This window comes from Mycobacterium ulcerans subsp. shinshuense (genome assembly GCF_002355775.1).
Lineage (GTDB): Bacteria > Actinomycetota > Actinomycetes > Mycobacteriales > Mycobacteriaceae > Mycobacterium > Mycobacterium marinum.
Map to the genome: position 1 here is coordinate 5,874,850 of NZ_AP017624.1, position 24,832 is coordinate 5,899,681.

Here is a 24,832-nt window from a genome sequence, read left to right on the forward strand (position 1 = left end):
ATTCAGTTGGAAACGTAGAAGCGACAGTCCAATCTCATCTCCACTGCCGCACAGCCTGTTTCGGCTAGCTCCATAGCTGCCAGGACCTTTGCTGCCGCCCCATCAGAAGCACGACCAGAGGATGCGATCACCGGCTCCAGCCCCTCGTCGGCAGCCAACACCGCGGCGCCAGCGCCATCGAGGGCCGCGGGATCCACGGCCAGCGGCGCCATCAGCTCATGACCACATGCTCTGATTCGCTGACATGACCGCGGTGTAGTTGGTGTGCGCGCTGTGTCCCGCGGACCGCAACTGAGCAAGCGCTTCGCGCACAATCGCTTCGCCACCGGCCCAATGCCGATGCGCCTCGGCATGGGCTGCCGCGCCCTCGCCCGTCCATGTCACGTGCAATCTGGTTACCAGGGATTCGATTTCAGCAATCATGGCCTCCGCGTGACGACCAAACTCCGCCATCTGCGCTACCGCATCGGACAGCGAGGCGGGATCCACCCGGAAGGGATCAGCCATGGCCCAATTCACGTAGAGCCCGCGCCGACGCCGCCTCGTTGGCCTGATAGCCCGCGCCCGCTTGGCCTACCGACTCCGCCAGCATCGACAGCCCCAACTGCACCTCTCCGGCACCACGGCGCCACAATTCCCATGCCGAGGCAAATGCACTCCCCGCCGCGACGCGCCACCCGCCCAACATGTCGCCAACCTGTCCTTCGAGCTCAGCCAGTTCGCCTTGAAGATGTTCGGCAGCACCATGCAGCGATTCCGCGAAGCCAAGCATCGCAGCGGCATTCGCACCTAGCATGCCGTCAGCATCCATGTCGGCAACCTAGCCACCCGGAGGCGCGTCCGCAATTCGCCTGGCCGCCCCGCCCTGGGCCCACCCAGCGCACCTGGACAGCCATGTCCAGCTCAATGCCACATGGCTTGTTACTTTCCGCGGAGCTGCTCGTCAATGCGGGAGCCCATCGTCGTGCCCTCGAGGCGATGGTTGGTCATATTGCGGCATTCGCCGTAGAGCTGGATGCTGCCCTTCCCGCTAGCGGAGCTTTGGGTCAGCACCGCCACCACCCCGTTCTTGTTCAGGACGCGGCCAAAGGAGTGCCAATCAGGCGGAGGGCCATCACTCCAGCCGTGAGCAACCATGTCGGTCGCGATCTGTTGAAAGACCGTATTCGGTTCGGCTGCAGCGGGATAGCCCCCGGTGTCGTCAGTGGGCCACGCGAAGCTCATGGAGACCAGACCGCGATATGGCGGATCGCCTTGGTCATTGCATGACGAGAAGTCGAAGCGTCCGGTTGGATCCTGCAGGCCTGCAAAGCTGGCGATCTGTTTGGCCGGTTCGATGACTTGATCGCGGGCCTGTTGGTCCGACAGCGGATGAGCCGGCTGATCGATCTCGGGACGGTGCGGTCTCATCAGTGAACATCCTCCCAAGACGAGCACAGCCATCGCCACCCCGATATGCCGCAGTGCAGTGCGGGATCGGGCGCGGTGATCAGCGGGGCGGTTGGTAAGCGGGATAGTGGTGGTCATCATGGACGGTGTCTCGTGGACGGTCGCTTTCTGGATCGATGTATGCCGGAACGCCGGGGACCCGGAACGGTCCGACGTGCGGCTGCCGCCGCCCCTCGGCAATCAGGTCGTCGCTCGCAAGTCGGTCTGGATGGCCGCTGGAGATATCGGTAATGCTGCGCAGCGACTCGCTGCCCATCACGTAGTAGTGCGAATGGTCGTGTCGGTCCATCGTTCCAGAGCCAGGTACTTCCGCGTGAAAGCGGACTGATCCAAAGCCGTCGCCGGCCGGATCACGACCCAAGCCGGCATCCAACGGAATCGGCACCCCATACTCCCTGAGTTTGCCTTTGAGTAATTCGCCAGGTACACCGCTGGATTCGCCGATCCAGCTGACCGGGTCCGTAGAGGCCGACCCGACGTAGACCTGTCCTCCGTCGAGATGGAAGTCGGCTGCACTGCGTGCGAGATCGGTTCCAGGACATCCTATGAGGATTGCGTCGTTCGCTTGCATGCCGCTGCCGGCAAACGCATCGGCTACCGTTGTCGATCCGTAGGAGTGTCCAATTACGGTGACATGTTGGGGCGTCAGGCTGTTGTGGGTGACCCAAAGCCCGTTCACATCGTTGGCCAGCAGTGCACCGCCGCTGCGCGCGAGCCCTGGCTCTGTGACTCTCACGTCGGAAAATCCGTTGGGGGCGTCATATCCCATCCAGGCGATCACCGCTGTGTAGTGGTGTTCAGGGTCTGCGGCGAGGGCCTGATCATAAAGGTTGGTTGCATCGTCGTGGTCTGACATCCAGCCCTGCGCCACGCTGCTGCCGGTTCCCGGCACGATCACGGCGGTATTGCGTGCATAGTCCGGGTTGCCGATGGCGATCGCCGCTTTGCCCTCGCCGTTGAAGGCCAACGGGTCGTATGACCACAGCATGACGGGCCTCGGGTCATCGGTCGCGTGCTCCCGGTCATAGATGAGACCGTCGCGGGTCCTGATGGCATTTCGATAGCGCGTGACATCCGAGCCCGAAAGCCCATACTTCTGCGGGTTGTTCACGATGTCGTCAGCCGAGACGCCGCGTTGCATTGCCACGCTTTCCACCCGGGTGATGTCGTCGTCCATCACGGCCTGGTTCACCAAATCACGAGTGATGGCGTTGATGCCGTTGAGATTGCCCAGTTCTGGTGGATGTTCGTCGATCAATCGCCCTCGCTGTTGCGGACTCAACGAATCCCACCACTTCTTGACCTCCTCGGCACTCGCGGTAGGCGCCGGGATCGCAATCACCTCAGCGGGTTCAGCCGGAGACTGCGGGGCGTCCAAGGCCTGGATAGCCGCCGGATAGAAGCCGTCGGCGCTCAGACTGGTCAGGGCTTGGTGCAGCAGGCCCGCGTATCCCGCTCGTATCGAATGCAATTGACTCACTGCCGATTGCGTGTCGCCGACGGCTTGATCTTCAAGCGTGCAAACAATCGCCTCGAGGGCCAGCCTGTCCGCAGTTGTCAGTTGGGCGCCGTGTTCCAGCGCCAGCACCTCGCCAATTTCACTGTCGATGTCGCACAGCTGCGCCTCCAGGCCCACAATCTGGCCAGTCGCTGACCGCTGCGCCCCGGCCAGACCGCCGGCAATGTTGTCCAGTTGGAGCCCGATTTCCGGCAGCCTGGCAGCCTGCGATCTCAACGAAGTGGTCAGCCCCTGGACCTGGGGCGAATCGTTGATCGGGTGAGCGCCGTTCTCCCGATTCCAGGACGTCTCGAAACGGCGTCGTGCTTGCTCGAAGGCCGTGTCCGCCTCGGTGGTCGATCTGCCCGCATCGTGAAATGCCGTTGCTAAGTCTGATATCTGGGCCGGGCGACCAAGCTGCAGACTCTGATTGATCGCCCACGGGCCACCGCCGGCCTCGGCAATCAGAAGCGGGTTGCTTATGTACCGGAGTTGCATCGCACCGTCCACAGCGTCGTGGCGTGACTCGAGCCTCTTGAGGTGGTTGATGCGCGCGGCGTGCGACGTGCGCTGAGTCGCGCCCGCTGCGGCGGCAAATCGAGGACGATACCCGGCATCAGCGCTCGACACCCGAACTGAGGCGCACTACTTTGGATATGCCCGTGCGTCCGGCGACATCCATCGCTCTCCAGCAATCCGGTGTCGACCAACATCGTGAACCCTCCCGCGCCGGCAGAAAGATTACTACCGAGAAATCGCCGGTCAAGTCACCTTGCGGACGCTACGGCCTATGGCAATGAGTGGCGCAAGGGCCGGGGGCGGGTCGGCCGCCGCTGAAATAGCGAAGGTCCGGTAAAGGGTTTGTCCCAGAACGGATATCGTCCCTGGACGGCGGATCTGCAGTTCGTTCGCGATGCTCGGGATACCTATGTACCCGCACCCCACCGCACCGCTTGCAGCGCTTGGGCGTTGTGCCCATCCATGGCGGTGAATCCCTTGGCGGCCAAGTGTGCGTTGCTGCCGACCGCCGTCAGTGCTTCCTGATGGGCCTGCAGGTTCCGTACGTGTTGCGCATGCGCCGAGTGCACGGAGTTGTGAAACGCATCGGCGGCGGCGAAGTCGCCGAACATTCCTGACATGAGCGGCCCCAGCGCGAGACGATCGGCGCCTTCTTCGGCGTGTCCCCCGGCTCGGTGAGATTCGTTGCCCCCCAGGTGCAGCAGTCCGGTGTCAACAAACATGGCCAGCCTTGTCTCGTCCAAGTCGCCCGGCAACGCCCTGTCGCGGTCCCCGAAGCGTCGCCGTCCCTCTCATCCTGGCCGCCACGCTAGTGACGCCCACCTTTGGTGGTCAATTCACCTTGATCAAGTCCTCACAATGCGCTGGCACCATCGGCGGTCCCATCACCGTCGGAATCGGTGATCCCCACATCCCATTCGCCGTCGCCATCGGTATCGACGTACCCGGTGATCCCCTCCTCTTCCGGACACAGCGCCCGGTCGGCAACCCCGTTGCCGTCGGTATCTATCAGCTGATCCTCGGCTTGCCCGAGCCCGTCGAAGTCAACCAAGGGGCCACCGGTGTGCTCGACGCCCGCCGCGCTCAGCGCCGACCGCCCACGTCCCCGAGCCGTCGTCGGTAAAGACGGCTTCGGGGGTTCCGTCGTTGTCGAAGTCGAAGATGCCATGGTCGGCCATGCCGTCACCGTCGAAGTCCGCCAATGCGTCATCGCGCATGCCGTCGCCGTCGAGGTCCAGCCCGATGGCGTCAAGCCGCCCGTCACCGTCCAAGTCGAGATCGGGCAGGCGCTGCCAGATGGCCGCCGTTCCGTCCTCGCCACCGATGCAGTAGTCCACTCCTACTTGGACGCCACACCGCCGCTAGGGGTTCCCCCGCGATTGCCACCAGGACAGCAGTTCGGCCTTGGCTTCCTCGATGGTCAACGGTCCACGCTCGAGCCGCAGCTCTTTGAGATAGCGCCACGCCTCACCGACTTGAGGGCCGGCCGGAATGTCGAGCAGCGTCATGATCTGGTTGCCATCCAGATCCGGCCGCACCCGGTCCAGGTCCTCCTGGGCGGCCAGTTCGGTGATCCGCTCCTCGAGCCGGTCATAGCTGGATTGCAGGCGCGCGGCCCGACGCTTGTTGCGCGTGGTGCAGTCAGCGCGTACCAGCTTGTGTAGTCGCGCCAGCAGCGGTCCCGCATCGGTGACATAGCGCCGCACCGCCGAGTCCGTCCACTTCCCATCGCCGTAGCCGTGGAATCGCAGGTGTAGATACACCAGCTGCGAGACGTCGTCGACCATCTGCTTGGAGTACTTGAGGGCCCGCATCCGTTTGCGCACCATCTTGGCGCCCACCACCTCGTGGTGGTGAAAACTCACGCCGCCGTTGGCCTCGTGGCGTCGGGTGGCCGGCTTGCCGATGTCATGCAGCAGCGCCGCCCACCGCAGCGCCAGGTCCGGTCCTTCGTCTTCCAGTTCGATCGCTTGGCGCAGCACGGTCAGCGAGTGCTGGTAGACATCCTTGTGCTGGTGGTGTTCGTCGATGGCCATCTGCATGCCACCGATCTCGGGGAGCACCACCTCGCCCATTCCGGTGTGCACCATCAGGTCGATGCCGGCCACCGGATCCTCGCCCAGCAGCAGCTTGTCCAGCTCCGCGGCGACTCGTTCGGCGCTGATGCGTGCCAGTTGCGGGGCCATTTCCTCGATCGCGTCCCGCACCCGCGGTGCCGCGGCGAAGCCGAGCTGGGAGACGAACCTCGTGGCCCGCAGCATTCGCAGCGGGTCGTCACCGAAGGACACCGAAGGCGCGGCCGGCGTGTCGAGCACCTTGTCGCGCAGCACCGACAAACCGCCCAACGGATCGAGGAACTCGCCCGGGCCACTGGCCGTGATCCGCACGGCCATCGCATTCACGGTGAAATCGCGGCGCACCAGGTCGTCTTCGAGGCGCTCGCCGAAACGGACCTCGGGGTGCCGTGAAACCTGGTCGTAGCTGTCGGCCCGGAAGGTCGTGATCTCCAGGCGGTAGTCGTTCTTGGCGATGCCAATCGTCCCGAATTCGATGCCCGTGTCCCACACGGCATCGGCCCAGGGGCGCACGATCTTCAGTATCTGTTGCGGGCGGGCGTCGGTGGTGAAGTCCAGGTCGGGGGACTTCAACCGGCCCAGCAGGGCATCGCGAACCGAACCACCGACCAGATACAAGTCGTGACCCGCATCGGCGAAGGCCGATCCGAGTTCACGAAGCACGGCGGCGTGCCGATTGAGGGCTACCGCGGCAGCGGTCAGCAGGTCGGCATCCTGGACGGTTTCAGGCACGTTCGATCAGCCTAGTCACCAGACTCCACCGCGCGACCAGACGGCCGGTAACGGGTGCCCGCCGCCCTCGGATCCGGCACCGAAATCGGGCCGCAATGCCGTCGATGCGGCCGGCGACGGCGAGTGCGTCCTGAAGACCCGCTCCCGCCAGCTAATATCGCTTGGGTGTCGGAGGGCGAACAAGCCAAACCACGTCGACGCCGAGGCCGGCGTCGCGGACGTGGCGCTGCACGCTCAGCCGAGAATCATACGGACAACGCCGGGTCCACCGACCCGAACCCAGCACCCACCAAGGGTCGCAGACCCCGCCTACCCCGTCGCGGCCGTCCGGACCGGTTGCGGACCGTGCACGAAACATCGGCCGGTGGCCTGGTCATCGACGGTATCGATGGACCGCGCGACGCGCAGGTCGCGGCGCTGATCGGTCGGATAGACCGGCGCGGACGCATGCTGTGGTCACTGCCCAAGGGCCACATCGAGATGGGTGAAACCGCCGAGCAGACCGCGATCCGCGAGGTCGCCGAGGAAACCGGCATTCGCGGCGGCGTGCTCGCCGCGCTGGGTCGCATCGACTATTGGTTCGTCACCGACGGCCGGCGTGTACACAAGACCGTGCACCACTACTTGATGCGGTTCTTGGGCGGAGAACTCTCCGACAATGATCTCGAGGTCACCGAGGTTGCGTGGGTGCCGATTCCGGAACTCCCGTCCCGGCTGGCCTACGCCGATGAACGTCGGCTGGCCGAAGTCGCCGACGAGTTGATCGACAAGCTGCAGACCGACGGTCCCACCGCGCTCCCGCCGTTGCCGCCCAGCGCGCCCCGCCGACGGCCCCAAACTCACTCACGCACTCGTCACGTAGCCGAAGGATCCCCACCCGGACGCAAGAACGGTCACGGACCGGGGCCGTGACCGCGTTGCGACTCCCTTGGTCCGGGATGTGGCGCCTCGCCGCCGTGATCGGCATCGTTGCCGGGTTCGCGGTAGTGCTCACTGCGCCCGCCGCGCCCCGCGCATCGGCGGGCGAGCCCGGTGCGACGCCGTTCGTCCAGGTCCGAATCGATCAAGTGACCCCAGACCTGGTCACCACCACAAGCGACCCGGTAATCACGGTCAGCGGCATGGTGACCAACATCGGCGACCGCCCGGTTCGCGATGTCATGGTCCGGCTAGAACACGCCGCCGCGGTCACGTCGTCGTCGGCGCTACGCACGTCGCTGGACGGCAGCACGGACCAGTACCAGCCGGCCGCGGACTTCCTCACGGTGTCCTCGGAACTGCGGCGAGGCCAACAAGTCGGCTTCACCCTGTCGGCGCCGTTGCGCTCGCTGACCACACCATCGCTGTCCATCGATGGTCCCGGAATCTTCCCGGTGCTGGTCAACGTCAACGGGACGCCCGACTACGGTGCGCCGGCCCGTCTGGACAACGCGCGCTTCCTGCTGCCCGTCGTCGGGGTGCCCCCCGACCGTGACGCCGACTTCGACGCTCCCGTCACGCCCGAGACCGACAAGCCGGTTTGGATCACCATGCTGTGGCCATTGGCCGATCGGCCTCGATTGGCCCCCGGCGTTCCCGGCGGGACCATTCCGGTACGGCTGATCGATGACGACCTGGCCAACTCGCTGGCCAGCGGGGGCAGGCTGGATACCCTGCTCTCCGCCGCCGAACTGGCCACCAGCCGCGACGTCGACCCGGAGGGCACCGTCACCCGCTCTATCTGTCTGGCCGTGGACCCCGACCTGCTCGTCACCGTCAACGCGATGACCGCGGGCTACGTCGTATCCGATTCCCCTGACGGCCCCGCTCAATTGCCCGGCACCCCGACACATCCGGGAACCGGCCAGGCGGCCGCAAACATCTGGCTGGACCGCATGCGCACGCTGGCCCGGCGGACATGCGTGGTGACACTGGCTTACGCCCAGGCCGACCTGGACGCCTTGCAGCGCGTCAACGATCCCCGGTTGAGCAACATTGCCGTCATCAGCGCCGCCGACATCGTCGATCGGATCCTCGACGTCAAGTCGGTACGGGGCGCGGCGGTGCTGCCGGACGGACCGCTGACCAGCCGCGCGGTCGACCTCCTCAACGCCGACGGCGGAATGGTCACCATCGCGGCCGCCGACTTCTCCGCGCACGTCGCCACCGAAGGCGGCCGGGCCACCGCCGATACCGCACCCCGACGGTTGTCGGCTGAGGTGGTCGCCGCCCCGTTCGACCCGGCCGTCGGCGCCGCCCTGGCGGCCGCCGGGAGTAACCCGACCGTTCCCGCCTACCTGGACTCCTCGCTGTCGGTACACATCGCCCACGACTCGCCAACCGCACGCCGCCAAGACGCCCTGGGTGCCATGCTGTGGCGCAGCTTGTGGGGGGAGGCGGCACCACGCACCCAGATCCTGGTCCCGCCCACCACCTGGGACCTGCACAGCGATGACGCACAGCTGATCCTGACCGCATTGGCCACCACCATTCACTCCGGCCTGGCGGTGCCGCGGCCGCTGTCGGCCCTGATCTCCGAGGCGGCGGCGCACACCGAGCCGCCGGAGCCGCCCGGTCCCTACCCTTCGGCACGGGGCCGATTCGACGATGACGTCACCGCCCAGATCTCCGATCAGAGTGGTCGCCTGTGGAAACTGACGTCGGCCATGACCACCGACGACCGCACCGGACTGACCGGGGCGCAGTACACCGCACCACTTCGCGAGGACATGCTGCGCGCTTTTAGCCAGTCGGTACCGCCCGATACCCGCAATGGCTTGGCTCAGCAACGGCTGGCGGTGGTCGGCAACACGATCAACGACTTCTTTGGTGCGGTCACCATCGTCAATCCGGGTGGCTCCTACACCCTGGCCACCGAACACAGCCCCCTGCCCCTGGCCCTGCACAACGGCTTGGCGGTGCCCATCCGAGTCAGGCTTCAGGTCGACGCGCCGCCCGGCATGACGGTCACCGATCTCGGTGAGATCGAGCTGCCGCCGGGGTACCTGCCCATTCGGGTACCGATCGAAGTGAATTTCACCCAGCGCGTCGCTATCGACGTGACGCTCAAGACTCCCGACGGCATGGCGCTCGGCGAACCCGTGCGGTTGTCCGTGCATTCCAACGCCTACGGCAAGGTGCTGTTCGCGATCACGCTGACGGCCGCCGCTGTGCTGGTGGCGCTGGCGGGACGGCGGCTTTGGCATCGCTTCCGCGGTCAGCCCGACCGTGCCGACCTGGACCGGCCCGATCCTCCCGCCGCCCGGCACGCCGCGTCCGACCATCGGGTCGATGAAGAGCACCGAGTATGAAACCGGCTCCGCGGCGAATCCCACCAGCGCCGCAGGAAAGCCCTCCGGCGCGACCGCCCGCACCACGGGGTCCGGTTTCAGCGCCGGACCCTCGACGGCTTCCCGAGCGGCTCCCGGTGCCCTACGGCCAGGCGGCTGCGGGGCCACCGAAGCGCGCTGAACTCTCCGATGCCGCGCTGGTATCGCGGTCGTGGGGCATGGCCTTGGCGACGTTGGTCAGCCGGATCACGGGTTTCGCCAGGATCGTGCTGCTGGCCGCCATTTTGGGCGCGGCGCTGTCGAGTTCCTTCTCGGTGGCCAATCAGCTGCCGAACCTGGTCGCCGCGCTAGTGCTGGAGGCGACGTTCACCGCGATCTTCGTGCCGGTCCTGGCTCGCGCCGAGCAGGACGATCCCGACGGTGGGGCCGCCTTCGTGCGGCGGCTCGTGACGTTGACAACCACGCTGCTGATCGTGGCAACCACGCTGTCGGTGCTGGCCGCGCCACTGCTGGTGCGGTTGATGCTGGGCCGCGACCCACAGGTCAACGAGCCGTTGACCACCGCCTTTGCCTACCTGCTGCTGCCTCAGGTGCTGGTCTATGGGCTGTCGTCGGTGTTCATGGCGATCCTGAACACCCGAAACGTGTTCGGGCCGCCGGCCTGGGCGCCCGTCATCAACAACGTCGTCGCCATCGCGACCTTGTTGGTGTACCTGGCAGTCCCCGGCGAGCTGGCCGTCGATCCGGTGAAGATGGGCAATGCCAAGCTGCTCGTGCTTGGAGTCGGCACCACGCTAGGCGTGTTCGCGCAGGCCGCGGTGCTGCTGGTCGCGATTGGGCGCCAGCACATCAGCCTGCGGCCGCTGTGGGGAATCGATCACCGGCTCAAGCGGTTCGGCGCCATGGCCGCCGCCATGGTGCTGTATGTGCTGGTCAGCCAGCTCGGGCTGATTGTCGGCAACCAGATCGCCAGCGGGGCCGCGGCTTCGGGGCCGGCCATCTACAACTACACCTGGCTGGTGCTGATGCTGCCGTTCGGCATGATCGGGGTAACCGTGCTGACGGTGGTGATGCCGCGGCTGAGTCGCAACGCCGCCGCCGAGGACATCCCGGCCGTGCTCGCCGACCTGTCGCTGGCCACCCGTCTGACGATGATCACCCTCATCCCCACGGTCGCATTCATGACCGTGGGCGGGTCGGCAATGGGAAGCGCGCTGTTCGCCTACGGAAACTTCGGCAAGGTCGACGCCGGATATCTGGGCGCGGCGATCGCACTGTCGGCCTTCACGCTACTCCCCTATGCGCTGGTGTTGCTGGGACTGCGGGTGTTCTACGCCCGCGAGCAACCCTGGACTCCGATCCTGATCATCATCATCATCACCAGCGTCAAGATCGGCGCCTCGGTGTTGGCGCCGCACCTCACCAATGACCCCGACATGGTCGCCGGTTATCTGGGACTGGCCAACGGGCTCGGATTCCTGGCCGGCGCGATCGTCGGCTACTACCTGCTGCGACGCGCGCTGCGCCCCGGTGGCGGCCAACTGGTCGGCACCCGTGAGGTGCACACCATCCTGGTGACCATCGCCGCGTCGCTGCTGGCCGGACTGCTGGCCTATGTGGTGGATCGGCTTGCCGGGCTGGGCCAGTTGACCGTGTTCGATGGCGGAATCGGTTCGCTGCTGCGGCTACTCATCCTGGGCGTGATCATGGCGCCCATCGTGATTGCGGTGCTGCTCGCCGGGCAGGTGCCCGAGGCACAGGCGGCTCTCAACGTGGTCCGCAACCGGATCGGAACGCGCCTTGGCAAACCGGGTCCACGCAGCGTAGCTGTGCTGGATGCATCGTCTGGCGATCACGACGTCACGTACCCTGAGCAAAGGAAGTCGTCCCTGCCGGGGAAAATGTGGTCCAGGAGCCGATCCGGCGCAAACCCCCGGTGATCAGGGCCGGGATAGCGAAAGGACCGTCGGTGACCGACCGCCCATCGGATAGCACCGCCTCATCGAGTTCCGCGTCGGATATCGATCTGCCGCGGCCAGTCGCCGACGATTTTCAACCCGACATTCCGGCCGGCCCAGACCGGGGCCGTGGCGCGAGTCAACGCCCCTCGGATCAGTCCAACGGCGATTCCGTCGGATACACCCGCGGACCCATTCCGTTCGACGCTCCACGCGAGTGCAGTGCGGAACCCTCGACGCCGCAAGACGATGTCAATCTGGTCCCGGGTGCCCGCATCGCCAACGGCCGCTACCGGCTGCTCGTCTTCCACGGCGGTATCCCGCCGTTGCAGTTCTGGCAGGCACTCGATACCGCCCTGGATCGACAGGTGGCGCTGACCTTCGTCGACCCGAATGGCACCCTGCCCGAAGATGTCCTGCAGGAGATTCTGGCCCGCACCCTGCGACTGAGCCGGATCGACAAGCCGGGCGTCGCCCGGGTGCTTGACGTACTGCACACCGCCTCCGGCGGGCTGGTGGTGTCGGAGTGGATTCGCGGCGGCTCGCTGCAGGAAGTCGCCGACACGGCACCCTCGCCAGTCGGGGCCATCCGGGCCATGCAGTCGCTCGCGGCGGCCGCCGACGCCGCCCATCGGGCCGGCGTGGCCCTGTCACTGGACCACCCGGGCCGGGTCCGGGTCAGCATCGAAGGTGATGTGGTGCTCGCCTACCCGGCGACCATGCCCGACGCCAATCCGCAGGACGACATCCGAGGCATCGGCGCCGCGCTGTATGCCTTGCTGGTCAACCGGTGGCCGCTGCCAGAAGCTGGGGCAGACAGTGGGTTTGCGCCGGCCGAACGCGATGCGTCCGGCAATCCCGTTGAGCCCGCCGCCGTCGATCGCGACATCCCGTTCCAGATCTCGGCGGTCACCGTCCGATCGGTTCAAGAGGACGGCGGGATACGCAGCGCCTCAACACTTTTGAACCTGCTACAGCAGGCGACCGCGGTGGCCGACCGGACCGAGGTGCTGGGCCCGATCGAACCACCCGCGTCGCCCGCCCCCGCCCGCTCCCCCGCACCCACGGGTGCAACCTTCGGGCGCCGCCGCCGCAACCTGCTGATCGGGATCGGCGCGGGCGCCGCGATTCTGCTGGTAGCGCTGCTGGTGTTGGCCTCGGTGCTCAACAAGATGTTCGGAAACGTCGGCGGCGGCCTCGACCAGGACCAGCTCGGCCTCAACGCCCCCACCACGTCCACCTCTGCGGCCGCCAGTTCGGCGCCGGCGGGCAGCGTCGTCAAACCCACCAAAGCCACCGTCTTCTCACCGGATGGTGAAGTCGATAACCCGGGCCAAGCCGACATGGCCATCGATGGCGATTCCACCACGTCCTGGGAGACCGACACCTACAACGACCCGGTTCCGTTCCCGGGCTTCAAGAATGGTGTCGGGTTGATGCTGCAACTTCCGCAGCCCACCGTGGTCGGCTCGGTCACCCTCGACGTTCCCAGCACCGGCACCAAGGTGGAGATTCGTTCGTCACCAACTCCCAACCCGTCGAAGCTGGATGACACCACCGTGCTCACCTCGGCTACCGCACTCAAGCCGGGTTCGAACACCATCGCGGTCAATGCCTCCTCCCCCACCTTCAACCTGCTGGTGTGGATTTCAACGCTGGGCACCAAGGACGGCAAGAGCCGCTCCGCCATCTCCCAGCTCACGATCCGGGCCGCCTCCTAACGCAGCGCACCGCGCGTCGGGGTGAAGTGCTCGACGGCCCGGCATTGGTTAATGTCCGCCCGTGGCTTTCGGGGGCAAGCGGCAACGCAGGGACACCGCGCGACAGCGCACCGATGCCGAGTTGTTGGCGGCTTTCGTCGCCGGGGAACAGCTCGCGTTCGAGGAGCTGTTTCGCCGCCATCATCGGCAGCTCTACCACCTGGCGCGGCTCACCAGCCAAACCCCGGAGGACGCCGAGGACGCGCTACAGGAAGCGATGATCTCGGTGCACAACTGTGCCGGCTCGTTTCGCCAGGACGCGGCGGTCACCAGTTGGCTGCACCGCATCGTCGTCAATGCCTGCCTGGACCGGCTGCGCCGGGCCAAGTCCAGGCCAACCGTGCCACTCGAAGATGTCTACCCGGTGCCCGATGCGACAACCCGTGTCGAGACAGCGATCCTGGTGCGCCGCTCCCTGATGCGCCTTCCCGTCGAGCAACGTGCCGCGGTGGTCGCCGTCGATATGCAGGGGTATTCGATCGCCGACACGGCATTGCTTTTGGGCGTGGCCCAAGGCACCGTCAAGAGCCGTTGTGCCCGCGGTCGGGCCCGGCTCGCGCGGCTGCTGAGCTACCTCGACGCCGACATCAACGCCGTGGACATGAACTAGCCCGACCGGCCCGGATACCCGCCGGGCGGCGACTGCCCGTAGCCATCGGGCCCGCCATGGCGGACACTGGGGCGGATGAATGAGGCCGAGGACGAAACGGACACGGACCCGGCGCTGACCGTCGACCTCCTTGCCGACCTGCAGGCCGGTCTGCTCGACGATGAAACCGCCGCCCAAGTCCGGCGCCGAATCCGCACCGACCCGCAGGCGGCGGCAACCCTGGAAGCGTTACAACGCGTGCGCCGCGACGTCGCCCAGGCGGGCACCGACACGTCCGGGTTGGGCGATCCTCCCCCGCACCTCCCCACCAGGATCACCGATGCGGTCCGGTCCGCGACGTCGGGTGGCCCCACCGCCGCCCACGCCGCGCGCCCCCGCCCCAACTCGAACAAGATCCTGGCCGGCATCGCCGGGCTGATCGCGCTCATCGCCGCGATGGGACTCGGTACCGCCGCATTGATCACCGCACCCGGGCCGACCCCAAACGGCCCGCCCACCGCGATGCACATCACAGTTTCCACGCCGCCTCCAGTGATTCCGCTCTCACACGACCAGGTCCTCGACCTGCTCCAGCGCGCCCCCGACTACGGTCCGTTTGCCGATCCCTCGCGACGCACCTCCTGCCTCAGCGGCCTCGGCTACCCGGCATCCACTCCGATCCTGGGCGCGCAGCCCGTCGACATCAATGCCCGTCCAGGCGTATTACTGGTGCTGGCCGGCGATGCCCCCGCCGATCTGGCGGTCTATGCGGTCGCGCTCAATTGCAGCGCGGCTGACACCGGTCTGCTCGCCAGCACCACGCTGCCCCGACTCCCCGACTCCTAGCGGCATGCCGGTGCGACGCAGCGGGCGGGAACAGCAGTGCTTACGCTTGCGTTCATAGTCGTGATCGCCTCCGTACCCGAAAGGCCCGTATGACTACCGACTCTTCTGCTGACGCCACCATCCACGACGTAATCGTCATCGGCTCCGGTCCCGCCGGATACACCGCGGCGCTCTACACCGCCCGTGCTCAGCTGGCTCCGCTGGTATTCGAGGGCACCTCGTTCGGTGGCGCGCTGATGACCACGACGGAAGTGGAGAACTATCCCGGTTTTCGCGAAGGGATCACCGGCCCGGAGTTGATGGACGAGATGCGCGAGCAGGCGCTCCGTTTCGGCGCCGACCTCCGCATGGAAGACGTCCAGTCGGTGTCGCTGGATGGACCGATCAAATCTGTTGTCACCTCTGACGGAGAGACCCATCGGGCGCGCGCGGTGATCTTGGCGATGGGCGCGGCCGCGCGTTACCTGCACGTGCCCGGCGAACAGGAGCTGCTGGGGCGCGGAGTGAGTTCCTGTGCCACCTGTGACGGATTTTTCTTCCGCGACCAGGACATCGCGGTGATCGGCGGCGGCGATTCCGCGATGGAGGAGGCAACCTTCCTCACTCGGTTCGCCCGCAGCGTGACCCTGGTGCACCGTCGTGACGAGTTCCGGGCCTCCAAGATCATGATCAATCGGGCCCAGGCCAACGACAAGATCCGCATCCTGACCAACAAGATCGTCCTCGCGGTGGACGGGGAGACGACCGTCACCGGACTGCAGTTGCGCGACACCGTCACCGGGGAAGAAACCACCCTGCCGGTAACCGGCGTGTTCGTCGCGATCGGGCACGAACCGCGATCGAGCCTGGTGCGCGACGCCGTCGACGTCGACCCCGATGGCTACGTGCTGGTGAACGGGCGCACCACCGGCACCTCGCTGGAAGGTGTTTTCGCCGCCGGCGACCTGGTGGACCGCACCTACCGGCAGGCGGTCACCGCCGCCGGCAGCGGGTGCGCCGCGGCCATAGACGCCGAGCGTTGGCTGGCCGAACATGAAGCAACTGGAGACGCCGAAAGTACCGACACGCTGATTGGAGCACAGCAATGACCGATTCCGAAAAGTCCAGCGCCACCATCGAGGTGTCAGACGCCTCCTTCTCCACCGAGGTGCTTTCCAGCAACAAGCCTGTGCTGGTGGACTTTTGGGCAACGTGGTGTGGGCCGTGCAAGATGGTGGCGCCGGTGCTCGAAGAGATCGCTACCGAGCGTGCGGACAATTTGACCGTGGCCAAGCTCGACGTGGACGCCAACCCGGAAACGGCCCGCAATTTTCAGGTCGTCTCCATCCCGACGATGATCCTGTTCAAAGACGGCGAGCCGGTGAAACGCATCGTTGGGGCCAAGGGCAAAGCGGCGCTGTTGCGTGAGCTATCCGACGCGGTTCCCAACCTGGGCTAACTGTCGTTCGCACCACCGAAACGGCTCCCCGACTGGCTTGGGGTTTCCCGAAATCGGCGAGGATCTGCGACAATGCCAATTAATTGTCGTGCACTTGTCAGCGATGTCCGCTAGTCCCGGAGGGCCCTTGTATGCCGAGTCCGCGCCGCGAAGACGGCGACACGTTGCGCTGTGGTGACCGCAGCGCCGCCGTCGCGGAGATCCGGGCTGCACTGGCCGCATTGGGCATGCTGGACAATCCCGACGAAGACCTGAGCACCGGGCGCCACATCGCGCTCGAGCTGTTCGACCCCGAGCTCGACCACGCGGTGCGCGCCTTCCAGCAACATCGGGGACTGCTTGTCGACGGCATCGTCGGTGAGGCAACCTATCGAGCGCTCAGAGAGGCCTCCTATCGCCTCGGTGCACGCACGCTCTATCACCAGTTCGGTGCGCCGCTCTACGGTGATGACGTCGCGACGCTGCAGGCCCGCCTACAGGACCTGGGTTTCTACACCGGGCTGGTCGATGGATATTTCGGGCTGCAAACCCACAATGCGCTGATGTCCTACCAGCGCGAGTACGGGATGTCCGCCGACGGTATCTGCGGTCCAGAGACGTTGCGGTCGTTGTACTTTCTGAGTTCACGCGTCAGCGGTGGCTCACCGCATGCGATTCGGGAAGAGGAACTGGTCCGCCGGTCAGGTCCCAAGCTGTCGGGCAAGCGCATCATCATTGATCCGGGCCGCGGAGGTAGCGACCGTGGCGTGATCGCGCACGGTGAAGCCGGACCGGTCAGCGAAGCTGACGTGCTGTGGGACTTGGCAAGTCGACTTGAAGGCCGGATGTCGGCAATCGGCATGGAGACCTTCTTGTCCCGGCCGGCGAACACCAGCCCGTCGGATGCCGAGCGGGCCGCTACCGCTAATGCCGTTGGTGCAGACCTGATGATCAGTCTGCGCTGCGAAACTCAGACCAGCGTTTCGGCCAACGGTGTCGCATCCTTTCACTTCGGTAATTCGCACGGTTCCGTATCGACCATCGGCCGCAACCTCGCCGACTTCATTCAGCGAGAAGTTGTGGCACGCACCGGCTTACAGGACTGCCGCACACACGGACGCACCTGGGATCTGTTGCGATTGACCCGGATGCCTACCGTTCAGGTCGACATCGGTTACATCACCAACCCGCTCGATCGCGAGCTGCTGGTCTCGACACAAACCCGCGATGCCATCGCCGAAGGTATTCTCGCCGCGGTCAAGCGGCTCTACTTGCTCGGCAAGAATGACCGGCCCACGGGCACATTCACATTCGCCGAGCTGCTGGCCCACGAACTGTCCGTGGAGCGAGCCAGCCGCCTCAGCGGTTCCTAAGCCAGCCCATACCGCCAGAACCGTTGGCGTTCTGTCTACTTACGGACTGCAACTCGCAGCGCCGGCTCCCACCGGCTCCTGCAATTGAGCATTCTCCAAGAGCCGTTCCAGCGCGGCCTCGACTTCGGCCTTCCACCCCAGGCCCTTGTCCAACTCGAGGCGCAAGCGAGGGAAGTACGGATGCGGCCCCACCACAACAAAACCCACGTCGATCAAGAAGTCGGCGTCCAGCATGCAGTGCTCCACCGAACAGTCACCGAGAGCCGCCAGCACCGGTTGCAGCTCAGGGGTGACGGCATTCGAGTCTTGTAGCACGGCGGCGGCGGTGGTGCGGCCGAACGCCTCCACGGCACGCACACCGCGGCGCACCAGTTCGTCGATGACTCCGGCGATCAGACTGTGCGACAGGTCATCGGTGTCCTCGCCGGCCTCGATGCCCATCGAGGTCAGCAGGATGGCGTCGGCGGACACCGGCCCGGACGGAAAGCGATGGGCCCGCGGTACCGCTCGTGGCGGCGCGTAAAACACATAGCCCAGACAGGCCGGTTCAGCGTCGCTACGCTCGTCCGGGATTGCGGTGGCGATCTGGCCGCACGATCCCCACTCCAACATGACCATCGACAGCCAGGCTTCCTTTTCGAATTCCGGGTCGGCGAGGTGGTCGTTGTTGCCCAGGGTCGCGGGATCCACTTCCCAGAAGACGCACCGGCGCGCATGCTTGGGAAGCTGCTCGAAGGCTTCGAGCCGCAGCGCTGTAATACGAGCAGACACTAGTCTCCTGGCCTCCGTGCGGTACTGCAGCAATCGTTTCTTGCACCTCTGCTAAGCCGGCCGGCCCGCGTCGTTGCAAGGCGATGTCGGCAGCCCCGCTCCTCCACGAACCGCCCCGCGGCTCGCCTTGTCACACGGCGATAGCAACAGCCAGTTGTCTCCCGGCTGATGTACCAACGGCAACCTCTCCAGAATAAGAGAGTGGGCCGGGATGGGGCCAGTGTTGGCCTAGCCACTCCAGACCGCCCGGGGCTTGTGTCGGGCCAGTCCAACGTCAGACCCCCCCGAACCAGGCCGGCCGCTCGGCCGGGACTCGGCTGCGGTTCCGCCGCGCTGGTCCGAGAGTCGGTCCAATCACGAATTCGACTGAGCCACAGCAGTTCTCCACCCGGTTTGGATTCCGAGGATGGATTTTTCTGCGGTCGCGACCGACGCAGTGTCACAGTGACGTAATTACCGCTTATGGCTGGTCACGCCTCGGCATCGATCATTATTCCAATGATTCGTTGCAAGTCGTCCACCGACCCGAACTCGACCACGATCTTGCCCTTACGTTTGCCAAGACTGACTGTCACCCGGGTATCGAAGGCGTTCGACAGCCGGTCAGCAACGTCTTGCAGTCCCGGCATCTGGATCGGCTTACGCCGCGGCGGTGTCGGGGTGCTTGCGTCGCTGCGGTTGGCCAGAGTCACCGCCTCCTCGGTGGCTCGCACCGAGAGTCCTTCCGCAACGATCCGGCTTGCCAGTTCTTCCTGAGCCTCCGGGCCGGCCTCCAGCGATAGCAGTGCGCGGGCATGCCCCGCGGACAGCACGCCCGCAGCCACTCGCCGCTGGACCGGGATCGGCAGTTTCAGCAACCGTATCATGTTGGTGATCAGCGGCCGAGAGCGGCCGATCCGGGCGGCCAGCTCATCGTGGGTGACGCCAAACTCATCGAGAAGTTGTTGATATGCGGCGGCTTCCTCCAAGGGATTCAGCTGTACCCGGTGGATGTTTTCCAGCAGAGCATCGCGCAGCAGGTTGTCATCGCCGGTTTCCCGCACGATGGCCGGGATGGTGGCCAGCCCCGCCTCTTGAGCCGCTCGCCACCTCCGCTCCCCCATGACGATCTGGTAGGGCGCACCGCTTTGCGCTCCGTCGACCGTGCGCACCACGATCGGCTGTAAGAGGCCGACCTCGCGGATGGAATGCACCAATTCCGAGAGCGCTTCTTCATCAAAGACCTGCCGCGGCTGGCGGGGGTTCGCCTCGATATCCCCCGGCGCAATCTCTCGGTACACCGCGCCCATCGCCGCGGCATCCGCGACGGGGCCACCGATAACGACATCGGCGGCGGCCGAACCCATCCGGGGTCCAAAGCCTTGCGCGCCGGATTCGCCTTCGGCGGGGCCGGTGGGTATCAGCGAGGCCAGTCCCCGGCCGAGGCCGCCCTTTCTGCGCGAAGGCTGCGTCATGCCCGTTCCTTCCCGGTCTGTGGTCGATCACGCTGGGCGAGTTCGCGGCTGGCATCGAGGTAACTCATCGCCCCGCGCGAGCCGGGGTCGTAATCGATGATCGTCATGCTGTAGCCCGGCGCTTCGGAGACTTTGACGCTGCGCGGTATGACGGTGCGAAGGACCTTGTCGCCGAAGTAGCTGCGGACTTCTTCGGCCACCTGGTCGGCCAGTTTCGTCCGCCCGTCGTACATCGTCAAAATGACGGTGGTGACTTCCAGGTCCGGATTGAGGTGAGCCTTCACCACCTCGATGTTGCGCATCAGCTGCGAGACGCCTTCCAGTGCGTAGTACTCGCACTGGATCGGGATCAGGACCTCCGGGGCCGCCACAAGCGCGTTGATTGTCAGCAGGCCCAACGATGGCGGGCAGTCCACAAAGACGTAGTCAAAGTCGAATTGGTCGAGCTCGGCCAGAGCGTTGCGCAAGCGCTTCTCGCGCGCGACCATGCTTACCAACTCGATCTCCGCGCCGGCCAGATCGATAGTGGCCGGTACACAGAAGAGTCGGTCGCTGTGTGGGCTACGCCGTAGCGCCTCGCGTAATGAGACTTCACCAATCAGCACCTCGTATGACGATGGGGTGCCCGACTGACGATCGGTGATCCCGAGTGCGGTGCTCGCGTTGCCCTGCGGGTCGAGATCGATAACCAGTGTCTTGAGTCCTTGGATCGCCAGGGCCGCCGCGAGGTTGACGGCGGTGGTGGTCTTGCCGACGCCCCCCTTCTGGTTGGCGATAATGAAGACCCGGCGTTGATGCGGCGGTTTCAGGGGGTCATGGGTCGTATGCAAGACCCGCATCGCTCGCTCGGCGGCAGCGCCGATCGGGGTATCAAACTCACTCGATGTTTCACGTGAAACATTCACCGTCGGATTATCCGCCGATTCCGCCGCGGACGCTACCCCGCCCGCGTCCGGCCCGGTCGCCTCCACCGCTTCCGCCGCATCGGCCTCGCCCGTGGCGACACCAGCCGGTGTCCCGGTAGCGGCGTCCGATCCCTTGTCCACCCCGGCGGGACCGCCGGGTTCAGCGTCAACCTTCGCCGCCGCGGACCCTCCCGCACCGGGCACGGGAATTCGTAATAGCCTCATGCCGGTGCTCCCCCCGTTCGCCGCGGAGAGACCCGTCGGTTGGGCCCACGGGTGTCCCCACGTCGGGCTACCACCACGGTTGCGGGCGGTTGCAAGTAGTTCGCGCCACATGGCACTACCCTGACATCCACGGCACCCAACGACTCCATTACACGCCGGTTCTCGCGCACTTCATCGGGAGCTCGCTCCCCTTTGATCGCCAGCATTCGCCCCTCCCGCTTCAACAACGGCATACTCCACTTAGTCAGTTTGTCCAACGCGGCCACCGCTCTCGAAACCGCGGCATCACTGCCGCCGAGGCGCTCTCGCACCGACCGTTCCTCCGCGCGGCCTCGCACGACTTCCATGGCCAAACCGAGGTCTGTGACGACCTCCTGCAAAAATTCGACGCGCCGCAGCATTGGCTCCAGCAAGACGACCTGGAGGTCGGGGCGCGCTATCGCCAACGGTAGGCCCGGCAGACCCGCCCCGCTTCCGATGTCTACGACGCGTTCGCCGTGATCGAGAAGTTCACCGATCACCACGGAGTTCAAGACGTGACGTTCCCAGAGCCGGTCCACCTCACGCGGTCCGAGCAATCCCCGCTCGACCCCGGCGGTGGCCAGCCAATCGGCATAACGTTGGGCGAGCTCGAGGCGCGGTCCGAAAATCGCCGACGCGGCATCATCGAGGGGCTGTGTCATCGCTCCGAACCCTCGGCCGGCTCGTGAGTCGGGCCATGTTTCACGTGAAACATTCTCCGCTCTTCTTGCACCCAACAGACCGCAACCGCAATAACTACATCACTGTAACTCGATCGGCACCCGTTACGGCAGGGTCCCGATCCGCTTACGGATCAGTCGCGCAGAACGACGACGCGCCGTGCCGGCTCGACGCCTTCACTTTCGCTGTGCACACCCGGCACCGCCGCCACCGCGTCGTGCACGATCTTGCGCTCGAACGGGGTCATCGGCGACAGCTCCTCGCGTTCACCGCTGTCGGCCACCCGACGCGCCACCTTGTCGCCTAGCGCCGCCAACTCCTCGCGACGCTTGCGCCGCCAGCTGGCGATGTCGAGCATCAGGCGGCTGCGCACACCCGTCTTCTGGTGCACCGCCAGCCAGGTGAGTTCTTGGAGCGCATCCAGGACCTCTCCCCCACGCCCTACCAACTTGTTCAGGTCGTTGCCACCGTCGATGCTCACCACCGCACGGCTGCCCTCGACGTCCAGATCGATATCCCCATCGAAGTCGAGCAGGTCCAACAACTCTTCCAAGTAGTCACCGGCGATCTCGCCCTCGGCGACCAAACGCTCCTCGAGGTCGTCTCCCTCGGCGGCGCCATCGGCCGGCGGTGTCTTCTCTGCCACGTCACTTTCCAGTTCGGTGATGTCAGCCTCGGTCATAGCCCTATCTCCCCTCAGTCACGGGTTGGTGGTCGCGAAAATTCGCGGGGTCTTTTCTCTAGTGGCTCAGCACCGGTGCTCCGGCTGAGCCGACGGCGCTGGCACGCCTACGGTTACCGTTTACGTTTTTTGGGACGCACACCCGGGCGCGGAGTTCGATTGGTTGGCGAGCTGTTGCGCGCGGTCGAGTTCGGCTTGTCCCGCTTGGTGTCGCCGAACGGAGCTTCCTCGCCCGAAGTCTCGGTCACGTCGGTGTCCGAGACGTCCTCTGACTCCGCTGGCGATCCATTGCTGCCCGCCACGGCTTTGGGTGTGCGCTTCGGCTTGGCTCCCGGCGCGGGAGCGTTGGCCGCCCGCCGCTCCAAGGCCTCCTGCTTTTTGGCCTCTTCCTCTTTCTCGATCATGCTGAAGACGTAGTGCTGTTGACCGAACGTCCAGATGTTGTTCGAGAACCAGTACGAGATGATGGCCAGCGGAAGAAACGGCCCACCGACAACCACGCCCAGCGGAAAGACGTAGAGAGCCAGTTTGTTCATCATCGCGGTCTGCGGGTTGGCGGCCGCCTCGGGACTCTGCCGAGCGACCGAGGCCCGACTGTTGAAGTAGGTTGCGACACCGGCCAGAACCATCACCGGAACACCCACCGCGATCACCGCGGGCCGACTGAAATCGACGAACGCGTCCAGCCCGCCCCGCTGCGTCATCGAGGCACCGATCGGCGCGCCGAACAGGTTCGCGTCCAGGAAGTGGCCCACATCGGTCGGGGTGAAGACATAGTTTCCGGTGAGCCGGTTCTCCACCACTGATAAGTGCGGCTGACCGAACCCACCCGTTGTCCGATTGAACGAACGCAACACGTGGTAAAGCCCCAAGAACACCGGAATCTGCGCAAGCATCGGCAGACAGCCCAGGATCGGGTTGAACCCGTGCTCCCGTTGCAGCTTCTGCATCTCGAGCGCCATGCGCTGGCGATCCTTGCCGTACTTCTTCTGCAACGCCTTGATCTGTGGCTGCAGCTCCTGCATTTGCCGCGTGGTCCGGATCTGGCGCACGAACGGCTTGTACAGCAGGGCGCGCAATGTGAAGACCAAGAACATCACCGACAGCGCCCAGGCGAAGAAGTTCGAGGGGCCTAGCACCAAAGCGAACAGCTTGTACCAAACCCACATGATCCACGACACCGGGTAGTAGACGAAGTCGAGGCTGAAAAAATCAAACAAAAAACTCACTCTCCCCTTGCTTCACCGCGGGACTGCACCCAGCCTCGTCGGCCCGGCAACCCTGGCGCCCCGGTATCGGATCCCAACCCCCTTGGTGCCACGGCCCACACTTTGCGAGTCGGGCGACCGTCAGCCAACTGCCCCGAATCAGTCCGTACTCGGAAAGCGCATCCACCGCGTACTGACTGCAGGTTGGGATAAAACGACACGAGGCCGGCCGCAACGGCGAGACCATGTGCCGATAAAGCTCGATCACATAAATGAGTCCGCGCGCTGCCAACCGGCCGCTGGTTCTCACCATGCCTGGGCCACTCGATGCCGACGAGGTCACCGGTCGGCACCCGCCGATTCGAACGCCCGTCGCAATCCGCTACGCAGTTGCTGCTCCAGCCATGCCGAGGACACGTGGCGGCTGCTCGGCAACGCACGAATCACAACTCGATCGCACGCGTGAAGGTTCATCAGCATCGGACGGGCGACATGTCGCAGTCGACGCGCAACTCGGTGACGTTCCACTGCTGTACCCACGGACTTGGCGATGATCAGCCCAACCCGGGGGCTGCTGTCTGCAGCGCATTCCTTGGCCCGACGGACGTGAACGATGACGTCGGGCTGCACGGTGCGCACCCCTTGTCTGACCGTCGCGTCAAACTCAGTCGACCGCCTCATGCGGTTGCGTGCGGAGAGCACCGCTGGGAAACCCGGCGCTGCGATCAGGCAGTTAATGCACGGCGGCCCTTACGGCGCCGACCAGTAACAATGGCCCGCCCAGCGCGGGTCCGCATCCGCAGACGGAAGCCGTGAACGCGGGCTCGCCGCCGGTTGTTCGGCTGGAAGGTCCGCTTGCCCTTGGCCACGACATTCTCCTCGGTGTCTCTGGCATAACCAACCGGCCGCCAACATCCTCACTGTCGGCCGGAGGTGGTCTCGCTACTGGCCGGCGCGGTCCCTCAATACAAGATTCAGGTCGCAGCCGCATCGCCTACTTTCGGGCGACTGTTTGAGGGTACTGACGAGCCTTCTCCTGGTCAAACCTCGCCAGCCTCAATAGACCCACCCTGAACCGAGTCGACCGCCAAATCTGAGTCACAAAACCACCCTCACAGCCAACCCTCAACCGAATACCAGAGAACTGTTGGCAACCGCACCGAAAACTGTTAGCTTCGGGCAGTGCTGTTTTCGGATTGAAACGGCGGCCGACAATGAAGCGAGGATGGCGGATCAACTAGCTGCCCAGACAACCGCTTGGTTGTACGCAGCGCGGAGATCGCGAGCCGTTGCCGATAGGCTGCGGCCCGCCATTGGTCGTCCTTTCCGCACCTGTGCATAACGGTGTGGATAGTGTGGCCCATAATTCCACTGCTATGTCGGATCAGGGAGATGCGTCG

At 65.4% G+C, this 24,832-nt stretch carries 23 protein-coding genes and 2 pseudogenes; 8 read left to right on the forward strand and 17 right to left on the reverse strand.

Translation table 11 applies throughout. The annotated features are described in order from the left end of the window. Positions 1–2 precede the first annotated feature (2 nt). The 8 genes and pseudogenes from SHTP_RS26095 to SHTP_RS26130 all read right to left on the reverse strand — a co-directional run bounded on the left by SHTP_RS26095 (position 3) and on the right by SHTP_RS26130 (position 6,273). Positions 3–212, reverse strand: a complete 210-nt coding sequence (locus tag SHTP_RS26095) for a hypothetical protein (RefSeq protein ID WP_020785475.1) — start codon at positions 210–212, stop codon at positions 3–5. 4 nt (positions 213–216) lie between these two features. Then, complete coding sequence (locus tag SHTP_RS26100; protein ID WP_096372221.1) at positions 217–507, reverse strand: WXG100 family type VII secretion target; 291 nt, start codon at positions 505–507, stop codon at positions 217–219. Then, positions 500–811 carry a WXG100 family type VII secretion target gene (locus tag SHTP_RS26105; RefSeq protein WP_096372222.1) on the reverse strand — a complete coding sequence of 104 codons (312 nt, stop codon included), beginning with the start codon at positions 809–811 and terminating at the stop codon, positions 500–502. The genes SHTP_RS26100 and SHTP_RS26105 overlap by 8 nt, the downstream gene beginning before the upstream one ends. Positions 812–921: 110 nt before the next feature. Beyond that, complete coding sequence (locus SHTP_RS26110; protein ID WP_231991682.1) at positions 922–1,443, reverse strand: lipoprotein LppJ family protein; 522 nt, start codon at positions 1,441–1,443, stop codon at positions 922–924. 46 nt (positions 1,444–1,489) lie between these two features. Continuing rightward, on the reverse strand, positions 1,490–3,445 hold the full coding sequence (locus tag SHTP_RS26115; RefSeq protein ID WP_172900706.1) for a putative alpha/beta hydrolase: 1,956 nt from the start codon (positions 3,443–3,445) through the stop codon (positions 1,490–1,492). Between the two features lie 428 nt (positions 3,446–3,873). Then, positions 3,874–4,188, reverse strand: a complete 315-nt coding sequence (locus SHTP_RS26120; protein WP_096372679.1) for a DUF2563 family protein — start codon at positions 4,186–4,188, stop codon at positions 3,874–3,876. A 131-nt stretch (positions 4,189–4,319) separates the two neighbouring features. After that, a pseudogene (locus SHTP_RS26125) lies at positions 4,320–4,803 on the reverse strand (pullulanase). Positions 4,804–4,827: 24 nt separating this feature from the next. Further along, positions 4,828–6,273: a CCA tRNA nucleotidyltransferase gene (locus SHTP_RS26130; protein ID WP_096372224.1), complete on the reverse strand. Its 1,446-nt coding sequence runs from the start codon at positions 6,271–6,273 to the stop codon at positions 4,828–4,830. A gap of 165 nt (positions 6,274–6,438) precedes the next feature. Between SHTP_RS26130 and SHTP_RS26135 the strand changes: the two genes are divergently transcribed. From SHTP_RS26135 to SHTP_RS26170, 8 genes and pseudogenes are all read left to right on the forward strand, one after another. Beyond that, a complete protein-coding gene (locus tag SHTP_RS26135) occupies positions 6,439–7,185 on the forward strand; it encodes an NUDIX hydrolase (protein ID WP_096372225.1) in 747 nt (248 codons plus the stop codon). Continuing rightward, positions 7,182–9,563: a hypothetical protein gene (locus tag SHTP_RS26140; RefSeq protein WP_096372226.1), complete on the forward strand. Its 2,382-nt coding sequence runs from the start codon at positions 7,182–7,184 to the stop codon at positions 9,561–9,563. Before SHTP_RS26135 ends, SHTP_RS26140 begins: the two co-directional genes overlap by 4 nt. Next, positions 9,560–13,221: pseudogene (murJ, locus tag SHTP_RS26145) on the forward strand (murein biosynthesis integral membrane protein MurJ). Before SHTP_RS26140 ends, murJ begins: the two are co-directional and overlap by 4 nt. A gap of 61 nt (positions 13,222–13,282) precedes the next feature. Next, positions 13,283–13,870 carry an RNA polymerase sigma factor SigM gene (gene sigM / locus SHTP_RS26150; protein WP_096372227.1) on the forward strand — a complete coding sequence of 196 codons (588 nt, stop codon included), beginning with the start codon at positions 13,283–13,285 and terminating at the stop codon, positions 13,868–13,870. Positions 13,871–13,945: 75 nt separating this feature from the next. Next, positions 13,946–14,695, forward strand: a complete 750-nt coding sequence (locus tag SHTP_RS26155; RefSeq protein WP_096372228.1) for an RsmA family anti-sigma factor — start codon at positions 13,946–13,948, stop codon at positions 14,693–14,695. Positions 14,696–14,784: 89 nt separating this feature from the next. After that, on the forward strand, positions 14,785–15,783 hold the full coding sequence (gene trxB / locus SHTP_RS26160) for a thioredoxin-disulfide reductase (RefSeq protein WP_096372229.1): 999 nt from the start codon (positions 14,785–14,787) through the stop codon (positions 15,781–15,783). Next, positions 15,780–16,133: a thioredoxin gene (trxA, locus tag SHTP_RS26165; RefSeq protein WP_015357726.1), complete on the forward strand. Its 354-nt coding sequence runs from the start codon at positions 15,780–15,782 to the stop codon at positions 16,131–16,133. Before trxB ends, trxA begins: the two co-directional genes overlap by 4 nt. A 131-nt stretch (positions 16,134–16,264) precedes the next feature. After that, on the forward strand, positions 16,265–17,485 hold the full coding sequence (locus SHTP_RS26170) for an N-acetylmuramoyl-L-alanine amidase (protein WP_020727088.1): 1,221 nt from the start codon (positions 16,265–16,267) through the stop codon (positions 17,483–17,485). 39 nt (positions 17,486–17,524) lie between these two features. Here the strand turns inward: SHTP_RS26170 and SHTP_RS26175 are convergent, their stop codons facing one another. The 9 genes from SHTP_RS26175 to rpmH form a co-directional block, all read right to left on the reverse strand. After that, positions 17,525–18,256, reverse strand: a complete 732-nt coding sequence (locus SHTP_RS26175; RefSeq protein WP_096372230.1) for an acetyltransferase — start codon at positions 18,254–18,256, stop codon at positions 17,525–17,527. A gap of 470 nt (positions 18,257–18,726) precedes the next feature. Further along, the gene (locus SHTP_RS26180; protein WP_096372231.1) at positions 18,727–19,710 is read right to left on the reverse strand and encodes a ParB/RepB/Spo0J family partition protein; all 984 of its coding nucleotides are present in this window, start codon (positions 19,708–19,710) and stop codon (positions 18,727–18,729) included. Further along, positions 19,707–20,840 (reverse strand): ParA family protein, encoded by a 1,134-nt coding sequence (locus tag SHTP_RS26185; RefSeq protein ID WP_231991234.1) that lies wholly within the window; start codon positions 20,838–20,840, stop codon positions 19,707–19,709. The genes SHTP_RS26180 and SHTP_RS26185 overlap by 4 nt, the downstream gene beginning before the upstream one ends. Continuing rightward, the gene (rsmG, locus tag SHTP_RS26190; protein WP_096372232.1) at positions 20,837–21,523 is read right to left on the reverse strand and encodes a 16S rRNA (guanine(527)-N(7))-methyltransferase RsmG; all 687 of its coding nucleotides are present in this window, start codon (positions 21,521–21,523) and stop codon (positions 20,837–20,839) included. Before rsmG ends, SHTP_RS26185 begins: the two co-directional genes overlap by 4 nt. A 152-nt stretch (positions 21,524–21,675) precedes the next feature. After that, on the reverse strand, positions 21,676–22,224 hold the full coding sequence (locus tag SHTP_RS26195) for a Jag family protein (RefSeq protein ID WP_011742526.1): 549 nt from the start codon (positions 22,222–22,224) through the stop codon (positions 21,676–21,678). 113 nt (positions 22,225–22,337) lie between these two features. After that, entirely contained in the window at positions 22,338–23,453 is a 1,116-nt protein-coding gene (yidC, locus tag SHTP_RS26200; RefSeq protein ID WP_096372233.1) for a membrane protein insertase YidC, read from the reverse strand. Next, positions 23,437–23,775, reverse strand: a complete 339-nt coding sequence (gene yidD, locus SHTP_RS26205; RefSeq protein ID WP_420866640.1) for a membrane protein insertion efficiency factor YidD — start codon at positions 23,773–23,775, stop codon at positions 23,437–23,439. Before yidD ends, yidC begins: the two co-directional genes overlap by 17 nt. Further along, entirely contained in the window at positions 23,772–24,134 is a 363-nt protein-coding gene (gene rnpA / locus SHTP_RS26210) for a ribonuclease P protein component (protein WP_096372235.1), read from the reverse strand. The genes yidD and rnpA overlap by 4 nt, the downstream gene beginning before the upstream one ends. Before the next feature lie 23 nt (positions 24,135–24,157). Beyond that, on the reverse strand, positions 24,158–24,301 hold the full coding sequence (rpmH, locus tag SHTP_RS26215; protein ID WP_011742530.1) for a 50S ribosomal protein L34: 144 nt from the start codon (positions 24,299–24,301) through the stop codon (positions 24,158–24,160). Positions 24,302–24,832 lie beyond the last annotated feature (531 nt).

Excerpts from the sequence above, each read along its gene's own strand:
- SHTP_RS26100 (WP_096372221.1), bottom strand. The coding sequence starts at position 507 with ATGGCTGATCCCTTCCGGGTGGATCCCGCCTCGCTGTCCGATGCGGTA.
- SHTP_RS26170 (WP_020727088.1), top strand. The coding sequence starts at position 16,265 with ATGCCGAGTCCGCGCCGCGAAGACGGCGACACGTTGCGCTGTGGTGAC.
- trxB (WP_096372229.1), top strand. The coding sequence starts at position 14,785 with ATGACTACCGACTCTTCTGCTGACGCCACCATCCACGACGTAATCGTC.
- SHTP_RS26115 (WP_172900706.1), bottom strand. The coding sequence starts at position 3,445 with ATGCAACTCCGGTACATAAGCAACCCGCTTCTGATTGCCGAGGCCGGC.
- SHTP_RS26095 (WP_020785475.1), bottom strand. The coding sequence starts at position 212 with ATGGCGCCGCTGGCCGTGGATCCCGCGGCCCTCGATGGCGCTGGCGCC.
- trxA (WP_015357726.1), top strand. The coding sequence starts at position 15,780 with ATGACCGATTCCGAAAAGTCCAGCGCCACCATCGAGGTGTCAGACGCC.
- rsmG (WP_096372232.1), bottom strand. The coding sequence starts at position 21,523 with ATGACACAGCCCCTCGATGATGCCGCGTCGGCGATTTTCGGACCGCGC.
- SHTP_RS26110 (WP_231991682.1), bottom strand. The coding sequence starts at position 1,443 with ATGGCTGTGCTCGTCTTGGGAGGATGTTCACTGATGAGACCGCACCGT.
- SHTP_RS26120 (WP_096372679.1), bottom strand. The coding sequence starts at position 4,188 with ATGTTTGTTGACACCGGACTGCTGCACCTGGGGGGCAACGAATCTCAC.
- SHTP_RS26105 (WP_096372222.1), bottom strand. The coding sequence starts at position 811 with ATGGATGCTGACGGCATGCTAGGTGCGAATGCCGCTGCGATGCTTGGC.
- SHTP_RS26155 (WP_096372228.1), top strand. The coding sequence starts at position 13,946 with ATGAATGAGGCCGAGGACGAAACGGACACGGACCCGGCGCTGACCGTC.
- SHTP_RS26180 (WP_096372231.1), bottom strand. The coding sequence starts at position 19,710 with ATGACGCAGCCTTCGCGCAGAAAGGGCGGCCTCGGCCGGGGACTGGCC.
- SHTP_RS26185 (WP_231991234.1), bottom strand. The coding sequence starts at position 20,840 with ATGAGGCTATTACGAATTCCCGTGCCCGGTGCGGGAGGGTCCGCGGCG.
- SHTP_RS26195 (WP_011742526.1), bottom strand. The coding sequence starts at position 22,224 with ATGACCGAGGCTGACATCACCGAACTGGAAAGTGACGTGGCAGAGAAG.